Source organism: Paenisporosarcina sp. P4_E4_2, assembly GCF_056401595.1.
Window position 1 is genome coordinate 1 of the sequence record NZ_JBFUJC010000098.1, and the last position, 9,513, is coordinate 9,513.

The window sequence follows — 9,513 nt, forward strand, 5'->3', positions numbered from 1 at the left end:
TGTACCATGCAATTAAAGACGAGCTTGGTGAAGAAGCTGAATATGTGTGGCACGATACGAAAGATTTAAGTGGTTATGACGGCATTTTACTACCAGGTGGATTCTCTTATGGAGATTACTTGCGATGTGGTGCAATTGCTCAGTTCTCTAACGTTATGAGTGAAGTGAAAAAAGCAGCTGATGCTGGTAAACCAGTTCTTGGTATTTGTAATGGATTCCAGATTTTAACTGAAGCGGGTTTACTTCCTGGCGCTTTGCTACGCAATAAAAACTTGAAGTTTATGTGTCGTACCGTTGATTTGACAGTCGTCAATAACAACACCATGTTTACAGCTGAATATGCAAAAGACCAAGTGATTCAAGTTCCAATCGCGCACGGCGAAGGAAACTATAGTTGTGATGAAGAAACACTTGCTTCATTAAAAGCAAACAATCAAATTGTTTTCACTTATACGAACGACAATCCAAATGGCAGTGTTGAAGACATTGCAGGGATAATCAACGAACGAGGTAATGTCTTGGGTATGATGCCACATCCAGAGCGTGCAGTGCACGAACTAATTGGTGGTACAGACGGATTAGCGTTATTCAAATCTATCGTTAAACAGTGGAGGGAATCTCATGTCAGTCATGCTTGAACCAAATCCTCAGCAAATTAAAGAACAGAAACTATATGCTCAAATGGGTTTATCCGATTCAGAGTTTGAGATGGTCGAAAACATTTTAGGACGTCAACCGAACTATACGGAAACTGGATTGTTTTCAGTTATGTGGTCGGAGCATTGTTCTTATAAAAACTCGAAACCAATCTTACGTAAGTTCCCAACAACTGGTCCTCGCGTACTTCAAGGTCCTGGTGAAGGAGCTGGAATCGTGGATATCGGGGATGGACAAGCTGTGGTTTTCAAAATGGAATCACATAATCATCCATCTGCTATCGAGCCTTTCCAAGGAGCGGCAACTGGTGTTGGCGGAATCATCCGTGACGTTTTCTCAATGGGAGCCCGTCCGATTGCGATGCTGAACTCATTGCGCTTTGGGGAATTGACAAGTCCACGCGTTCGTTATTTGTTTGAAGAAGTGGTTGCAGGAATTGCAGGCTACGGGAACTGCATCGGCATCCCGACAGTAGGTGGAGAAGTTCAGTTTGACGACTGCTATGCAGGAAACCCATTGGTAAACGCCATGTGTGTGGGATTGATCAATCATGAAGATATTCAAAAAGGTGTCGCTTCTGGTGTTGGCAATACCGTTATGTATGTAGGGGCAAAAACAGGTCGAGACGGAATTCATGGAGCGACATTCGCATCGGAAGAGTTAAGTGAAACTTCTGAAGAAAAACGTCCGGCCGTTCAAGTAGGCGACCCTTTCATGGAAAAGCTTTTACTTGAAGCGTGTTTGGAGCTTGTAAAATCTGACGCCCTTGTAGGAATTCAAGACATGGGTGCTGCAGGATTAACTTCTTCATCAGCTGAAATGGCTTCCAAAGCTGGCTTCGGTGTAGAAATGAATCTGGATTTAATTCCTCAACGTGAATCAGGAATGACAGCTTACGAAATGATGTTGTCAGAATCACAGGAACGTATGTTGATTGTCGTGAAAAAAGGACGCGAAGCGGAAATCGTGGAGCTCTTTGAAAAATATGATTTGGATGCAGTCGCTGTCGGACAGGTAACAGACGATAAAATGCTTCGTTTGCTTCATAAAGGTGAAGTCGTAGCAGACGTCCCGGCAGATGCGTTGGCAGAAGAAGCACCGGTTTATCATAAACCATCAAGTGTGCCTGCTTATTACACAGAATATCAAGCGATGGAAAACGCAGAACCTCAAGTCGCAGACTATAAAGAAACGCTAATTAACTTATTGAAACAACCAACCATTGCTTCGAAGGAATGGGTTTATGATCAATACGATTATCAAGTACGTACGAGTACAGTAGTTGCACCAGGTTCGGATGCAGCGGTCGTTCGAGTTCGAGGAACAAACAAAGGACTTGCGATGACGACAGACTGTAACTCACGCTACATTTATCTAGATCCGGAAACTGGCGGGAAAATCGCGGTTGCGGAAGCGGCACGTAACGTTGTTTGTTCAGGAGCTAAACCTTTGGCGATTACGGATTGTCTAAACTTCGGAAATCCAGAAAAACCAGAGATTTTCTGGCAATTGGAGAAATCGGCTGATGGGATGGCTGCGGCGTGTTTGGCACTTGAGTCTCCTGTTATCGGCGGTAACGTATCACTTTACAACGAGCGCAGTGGAGTAGCTGTTTATCCAACACCTACGATCGGCTTGGTTGGATTAGTTGAAGATTTATCACATGTAACAACACAAGATGTGAAAGAAGCTGGTGACTTGGTTTACATGATCGGTGAAACGATGACTGAGTTTGGTGGCAGTGAACTTCAAAAAATGGTGGAAGGTCGTATTTTTGGCCAAGCACCTTCAATTGATTTAGATGTGGAAGTAACTCGTCAAAACGCTTTGTTGCAAGCAATTCAATCAGGCTTTGTGGCATCAGCTCACGATATTGCAGAAGGTGGCTTCGCCGTTGCATTGGCTGAAAAAACTTTCGGAGTACAAAACCTTGGTGTGGACGTAACTATTTCAGGTTCGGCTACCACTGCTTTATTCAGTGAATCACAATCTCGCTTCATCGTGACAGTGAAACCACAACATGCGGCAGCGTTCGAAGAAATCGTAAAAGATGCAGTGAACATTGGAACGGTTACATCAGATACGTCCGTCATCATTCGTAATGAACATGGCGAAGAGTGGATGTCAGGAACTGTTGAGGAATTCCGATCTGCTTGGAAAGGAGCAATTCCATGCTTGCTGAACTCAGAGGATTAAACGAAGAGTGTGGCGTTTTTGGAATTTGGGGTGACCCAAATGCAGCACAGATTGCGTATTACGGATTGCATGCACTTCAACATCGTGGACAGGAAGGAGCGGGGATTGTCGTAACGGATGGTCATTCGCTTCAAGCAGTCAAAGGAGAAGGGCTTGTTAATGAAGTATTCAGTGCAGGCAAGCTTGATCATTTGCAAGGCTATGGTGCGGTAGGACATGTACGTTATGCAACTGCAGGCGGTGGAGGTATTGAAAATGTGCAACCTCTTTTATTCCGCTCGACAACTGGCAGTCTTGCGATTGCCCATAATGGCAATCTCGTAAATGCGAACCATTTAAAACAACACTTAGAGCGTCAGGGAAGCATCTTCCAGACCTCTTCAGATACAGAAGTATTGGCTCATTTAATTAAAAAAAGTGGCTATTCGACGTTTGAAAAACGTGCGAAGAATGCATTATCCCTACTTAAAGGTGCTTTTGCCYTCGTCATGATGACGGAAGACGAGATGATTGTCGCAAACGATCCAAACGGTTTGCGTCCATTGTCTTTAGGAAAACTGGGTGATGCCTGGGTAGTTGCTTCGGAAACTTGTGCATTCGATATCATTGGTGCCGAATGTATCCGTTCTGTGGAACCAGGTGAGTTTTTGATTATCAATAACGAAGGATTACGTGTTGAACGCTTTGCATTCCCTGCAAAACGCTCGATTTGTACAATGGAGTACGTTTACTTCTCACGTCCCGATTCGGATATAGATGGCATTAACGTTCATATGGCACGTAAGCGTTTAGGGAAAGAACTGGCAAAAGAAATACAAATTGATGCAGATGTTGTAACAGGTGTACCTGACTCGAGTATTTCGGCAGCAATCGGATTTTCTGAAGTTACGGGAATTCCGTATGAATTAGGATTGATCAAAAATAGATATGTCGGTCGTACTTTCATCCAACCTTCACAGGACTTGCGTGAACGCGGTGTGAAAATGAAGCTGTCGCCAGTTCGCCAAGTGGTAAACGGCAAGCGTGTTGTTATGGTCGATGATTCAATCGTCCGTGGTACGACATCTAGACGTATTGTAACGATGTTAAAAGAAGCGGGAGCAACGGAAGTGCATGTTGTCATTAGTTCTCCGCCTATTAAAAATCCATGTTTCTACGGGATAGATACGAGTTCTACTGAAGAACTAATTGCATCCAACAATAGCATTGAAGAAATAAGAGAATTGATTGGGGCAGATTCACTTACTTTCCTGTCAGTTGAAGGAATGGTTCGTGCAATCGGAAGAACGGATGAAGGGCCTGAAGCTGGACATTGTCTTGCTTGCTTTACAGGGAATTATCCGACTGAAATATTCCCAGATACCATTTTACCGCACCAAAAAGAATTGGCTCGATAGGAGGCAACATGGATGTCAAAGGCATATGAACAAGCTGGCGTAAGTATTGAAGCGGGTTACGAGGCTGTAAAGCGAATGAAATCTCATGTGGATCGTACAGCTCGTAAAGGCATAATGGGGGCATTCGGTGGTTTCGGTGGGATGTTTGACCTGTCATCACTCGACTACAAAGAACCTGTTTTAATCTCGGGCACAGATGGCGTAGGGACTAAATTGAAATTGGCGTTTATGACCGATCAACACGATACAATCGGCATCGATTGCGTGGCAATGTGTGTCAATGATATCGTGGCTCAAGGTGCCGAACCTTTATTTTTCCTAGATTATTTAGCTGTTGGACAAGCAAAGCCTGAAAAGATTGAGCAAATTGTCAAAGGTGTAGCAGATGGTTGTGTGCAAGCTGGAGCCGCACTTATCGGTGGAGAAACAGCGGAAATGCCTGGTCTTTATGAAGAAGATGAGTACGATGTTGCTGGGTTTGCCGTAGGGGTAGCTGAGAAATCAAATATCGTAACAGGTGAAAAGATTCAAACGGGTGATGTCCTTGTTGGACTTGCTAGCAGTGGTATCCATTCAAATGGTTTTTCACTAGTGCGTAAAATTGTCTTTGCCGATCAAGGGTATGAAATAGATTCCTTAGTTGCAGGCTACGAACATTTGGGCCGTATTGGGAAAGCATTATTAAAACCGACAAAAATTTATACTAAACCGGTTCTTGCCATTCATGAACAGCTGGACGTGCACGGCATGGCACACGTAACAGGTGGAGGTTTTTATGAAAACCTGCCCCGCATGATGCCCGCAGGTCTTGGTGTCGAAATCAAACTGGGCTCATGGCCAGTATTACCGGTGTTTTCAATGTTGAAAGAAAAAGGGTCTCTGGAAGACCGTGATTTGTATAATGTTTTCAATATGGGCATTGGTTTCGTCATTGCTCTTCCTGAAGAACAAGCGCAACAAGCCATTCGACTATCAGTAGAAAACGGTGAAAATGCGTACGTGATTGGTCGTGTCGTAGCAGGTGAAGGTGTTCAATTTAATGGAACTCATGACGGGAGCCTGAACGATGAACAGTAAGCCAAAGGWGGCGATTTTTGCTTCCGGCAGTGGAAGTAATTTTCAAGTCATCGTGGACGCAGCAAGAGCTGGCCAGTTACATGCTGACATCGTGGCTGTCGTTACAGATAAGCCACAAGCTTTTGTGGTGGAACGAGCTAAAACAGCTGGTGTAAACGTTGTGGCTTTCCGACCGTCAGATTTTGGGTCGAAAGTTGAATATGAAGAAGCCATCTTAYAGGAACTGAAGGAGCTTCAGGTAGAATGGTTGGTGTTGGCTGGTTATATGCGTTTAATCGGCGATACATTGCTGAATGCCTTTACGAACCGCATCGTCAACATCCATCCTTCACTATTGCCTTCATTTCCTGGCAAAGATGCCATCGGTCAAGCTTTGGTACATGGCGTCAAAGTAACYGGCGTGACCGTACATTATGTAGATGCAGGGATGGACACGGGTCCAATTCTGTCGCAACAAGCGGTTGAAGTAGTAGAGGGTGACCGTGAGAAAACAGAACAACTTATACATGCGGTCGAACATGAACTCTATACAAAAACGTTGCATCAATTATTTAGCCGGTAGAAGGCCACAGGATTAAGCTTCAGAAAATGGGACCTTTCTTCCAGCGCCGGTGCAGCGCTAGAGTGGCACTTTACGCTTTTCCAAATTAGGAGGATTTTCTATGACAAAACGTGCGCTTATCAGTGTATCAGATAAATCAGGAATTCTTGAGTTCGCAAAAGAACTAGAGACGTTAGGGTATGAAATTCTATCAACCGGTGGAACAAAAGCGTATTTGCAGGAAAATGGAGTAGCCATTACACCTGTCGATCAAGTAACGAGATTCCCTGAAATATTGGGTGGTCGTGTGAAGACGCTTAATCCTATGATTCACGGAGGCCTTCTTGCCAAGCATGATGATGCCGACCATCAAGCACAAATGAATGAACATGGCATCGAGCCAATCGAGGTTGTTTGTGTAAACTTATATCCTTTCCGTGAAACGATCTCAAAACCGGATGTGACAGCTGACGATGCGATTGAGAACATTGATATCGGTGGACCAGCAATGTTGCGTGCGTCTGCGAAAAACCATGCTTATGTAACTGTCATTACAGATGCAGCGGACTATCCTGCTGTTTTGGAAGAATTGAAAGCAGCAGGCAAAACTACGATTGAAACGCGTCGTCGTCTGGCAGCAAAAGTTTTCCGTCATACTGCTTCTTATGATGCGTACATCTCAGGTTATTTAACTGACCTTGCAGGTGAAGAATTTCCCGAACAAGTTACCTTTACATATGAATTGAAACAACCGCTTCGTTATGGAGAAAATCCACATCAAAAAGCAGCGTTCTACCAACGTGCACTAGGATCGGATTTCTCAATCGCTTCTGCACAGCAACTGCACGGGAAAGAACTTTCCTACAACAATATCCAGGATGCCAATGCAGCCATTCAAATCGTTAAAGAATTTGAGCTGCCGGCTGCTGTCGCTGTCAAACACATGAATCCATGTGGTGTCGGAGTTGGTGAAACCATTTCTGAAGCATTTGGCAAAGCATACGAAGCGGACAGTATGTCCATTTTTGGTGGCATTGTTGCCTTAAATCGCGAAGTGGATACCGAAACGGCGGAACAACTTTCAGGTATCTTCCTTGAAATCATCCTTGCTCCTTCCTACTCTGATAAGGCTTTGGAGATTTTGACGAAAAAGAAAAATATCCGTCTACTAACAATTCCTTTTGAACAAAACAAAAAGGATAAATGGAATACCGTTTCTATCGAGGGTGGCTTGTTGATGCAAGAACCTGATGCTCATGGTTTTGCACAAGCGGACGTCCGTGTCGTAACGGACCGTGAACCTACGGAAGAAGAATGGGCTGCACTGAAGCTCGGATGGAGTGTTGTAAAACACGTGAAATCCAATGCGATTGTTGTCACGGATGCACAAATGACGCTTGGCGTTGGTGCTGGGCAAATGAATCGTGTCGGTGCTGCTAAGATTGCGTTAGAGCAAGCGGCAGAAAAAGCACAAGGTGCATCACTTGCTTCAGATGCCTTTTTCCCTATGAATGATACCGTTGAAACAGCTGCTAAAGCAGGAATCACCGCCATTATTCAACCAGGTGGATCTGTAAAAGACGAAGATTCAATTGCGAAAGCAAATGAATACGGAATTGCTATGGTGTTTACAGGCGTACGTCATTTCAAACACTAAGAGGAGGAGAACTTAATGAAAGTACTCGTTATTGGTAGTGGTGGGCGTGAACACGCTATTGTACGTCAATTCAACAACTCTCCATCTGTAACTGAAGTGTTCGTTGCACCAGGTAATGATGGCATGAGAGAAGATGGGACCTGTGTGGCAATCGAAGCACTTGAATTTGATATGCTGGTTGCTTTCGTTCAGGAAAATGCTATCGATCTTACGTTTGTGGGACCTGAACAACCGCTGGCTGCTGGAATAGTCGATCGTTTCGTGGCAGAAGGTCTGCGTATATTCGGGCCTACGAAAGCGGCATCACAAATCGAAGGTAGTAAATCTTTTGCCAAAGAACTAATGAAGAAATATGGTATTCCAACTGCGGCTTACGAAACGTTCACAGACGTCAAAGAAGCCAAAGCCTATATCGAGAAAATGGGTGCACCAATTGTGGTAAAAGCGGATGGACTCGCTGCAGGTAAAGGTGTGGTTGTTGCCATGACTGTGGAGGAAGCACTTAATTCCGTGGAAGACATGATTGGTAACCAAAAGTTTGGTGATTCATCATCTCGCGTGGTCATTGAGGAATTCCTCGATGGGGAAGAGTTCTCATATATGTCTTTTGTTCATAACGGCCAGATTTACCCGATGGTCATCGCCCAAGATCACAAGCGTGCGTATGACGGTGACCGTGGACCGAATACTGGCGGTATGGGAGCTTATTCACCTGTCCCTCACATTTCGGAGCTTATCGTTCAGGAAGCATTTGAAGCGATTGTGGCACCTACTGTTGAAGCGATGGCAACGGAAGGAACACCTTTTACTGGTATTCTCTATGCCGGGTTAATCTTGACTGAGGATGGACCGAAAGTCATTGAGTTCAATGCTCGTTTTGGTGATCCAGAAACACAAGTCGTGTTACCACGTATGGCTTCAGATTTCGGTGAATTCATGAACGCACTTTTCGATGAAAAACCATATGAATTGGAATGGTCGAATGAAGAGATGCTTGGTGTAGTAGTAGCCGCAGATGGTTATCCTGAAATGGTTGAAAAAGGGGCGACACTGCCTGACTTAGAAAAGCTTAATCAAAATTTACAGATCTTCCATGCGGGCACGAAAGAAGTGAATGGTCGCTTCGTTGGCAATGGGGGCCGCGTAATTTTGGTCGCAGCGAAATCAGACTCTCTGGCTAATGCTCAAAAACAAGTGTATGACGCTTTTTCTGAATTGAAGTGGGATGGATTTTTCTATCGAAACGACATTGGTTGGCGTGCGTTGAAATAATCGGAAAAGGTTATCCTCAAGTCATTTGAGGATAACCTTTTTTTTGTGAGTGGCATGTTTCAATACATGAGATGCCAAGACATTATATTTTTTTCATCTTCATACGAGCGGCTGAATATCTGCACCGCATGTTACGGTAAAGTGTATAACATAAAAAAAGCCCAAAATGCAGTTATGCATTTTGAGCTTGTCTAAATGTTTTCTTGTGCTTGGCACCGTATTGTTCATAAACTTAAGGATATTCTTTTTGCCATTAAATTGGGTGAAAGGGAATAAACACACTACGAGAGGGAATATAGTGACCGCGAAGGGGAATAAACAGTAGGGAATAAATATTCCGCCAAAGTGTATAACCTACTAGCGAAGAGGAATAAACTTTCACTTACTACCTCAATTCGTCACCGGCGACATGCCTTACCCAGAAAAATCCTTTATTTATTTTCGGAAGATCCAGAASCAGCTTTTGCACCAGCACCAGATGTTGTTTGTCCCGACATAGCTTGACTAGCAAGGTCCTTCACCTTTGTTCCAACGGYAGCTCCATTAGTAGCACCAGTGCCAGAAGCAGCTTTTGCACCAGCACCAGATGTTGTTTGTCCCGACACAGCTTGACTGGCAAGGTCCTTCACCATGTTTCCAACGGCAGCACCAGCACCAGAACCAGAACCAGCTTTTGCACCAGCACCAGATGTTGTTTGTCCCGACATAGCTTGACT

Annotated in this window: 7 protein-coding genes and 1 pseudogene; 7 read left to right on the plus strand and 1 reads right to left on the minus strand. The window is 44.3% G+C overall.

Annotated features, from left to right (window positions below; genetic code table 11):
• The 7 genes from purQ to purD form a co-directional block, all read left to right on the plus strand.
• A partial coding sequence (gene purQ / locus AC1DSB_RS09000; RefSeq protein WP_477586513.1) for a phosphoribosylformylglycinamidine synthase subunit PurQ occupies nt 1–638 on the plus strand: 638 nt, incomplete at its 5' end.
• On the plus strand, nt 622–2,853 hold the full coding sequence (purL, locus tag AC1DSB_RS09005) for a phosphoribosylformylglycinamidine synthase subunit PurL (protein ID WP_477531617.1): 2,232 nt from the start codon (nt 622–624) through the stop codon (nt 2,851–2,853). The genes purQ and purL, both read left to right, overlap by 17 nt.
• Nucleotides 2,829–4,250, plus strand: coding sequence for an amidophosphoribosyltransferase (purF, locus tag AC1DSB_RS09010; RefSeq protein WP_477586515.1), 1,422 nt, complete (start codon nt 2,829–2,831; stop codon nt 4,248–4,250). Before purL ends, purF begins: the two co-directional genes overlap by 25 nt.
• A gap of 12 nt (nt 4,251–4,262) precedes the next feature.
• The gene (purM, locus tag AC1DSB_RS09015) at nt 4,263–5,327 is read left to right on the plus strand and encodes a phosphoribosylformylglycinamidine cyclo-ligase (RefSeq protein ID WP_477531615.1); all 1,065 of its coding nucleotides are present in this window, start codon (nt 4,263–4,265) and stop codon (nt 5,325–5,327) included.
• Entirely contained in the window at nt 5,317–5,889 is a 573-nt protein-coding gene (purN, locus tag AC1DSB_RS09020) for a phosphoribosylglycinamide formyltransferase (protein WP_477586517.1), read from the plus strand. Before purM ends, purN begins: the two co-directional genes overlap by 11 nt.
• A gap of 100 nt (nt 5,890–5,989) precedes the next feature.
• Nucleotides 5,990–7,525 (plus strand): bifunctional phosphoribosylaminoimidazolecarboxamide formyltransferase/IMP cyclohydrolase, encoded by a 1,536-nt coding sequence (gene purH / locus AC1DSB_RS09025; RefSeq protein WP_477531614.1) that lies wholly within the window; start codon nt 5,990–5,992, stop codon nt 7,523–7,525.
• A 15-nt stretch (nt 7,526–7,540) separates the two neighbouring features.
• On the plus strand, nt 7,541–8,797 hold the full coding sequence (gene purD, locus AC1DSB_RS09030; RefSeq protein WP_477531613.1) for a phosphoribosylamine--glycine ligase: 1,257 nt from the start codon (nt 7,541–7,543) through the stop codon (nt 8,795–8,797).
• A 431-nt stretch (nt 8,798–9,228) separates the two neighbouring features.
• On the opposite strand, the pseudogene AC1DSB_RS09035 reads toward purD, so the two are convergent.
• Nucleotides 9,229–9,513 (minus strand): annotated as a pseudogene (locus AC1DSB_RS09035) (hypothetical protein); the annotation flags it as partial.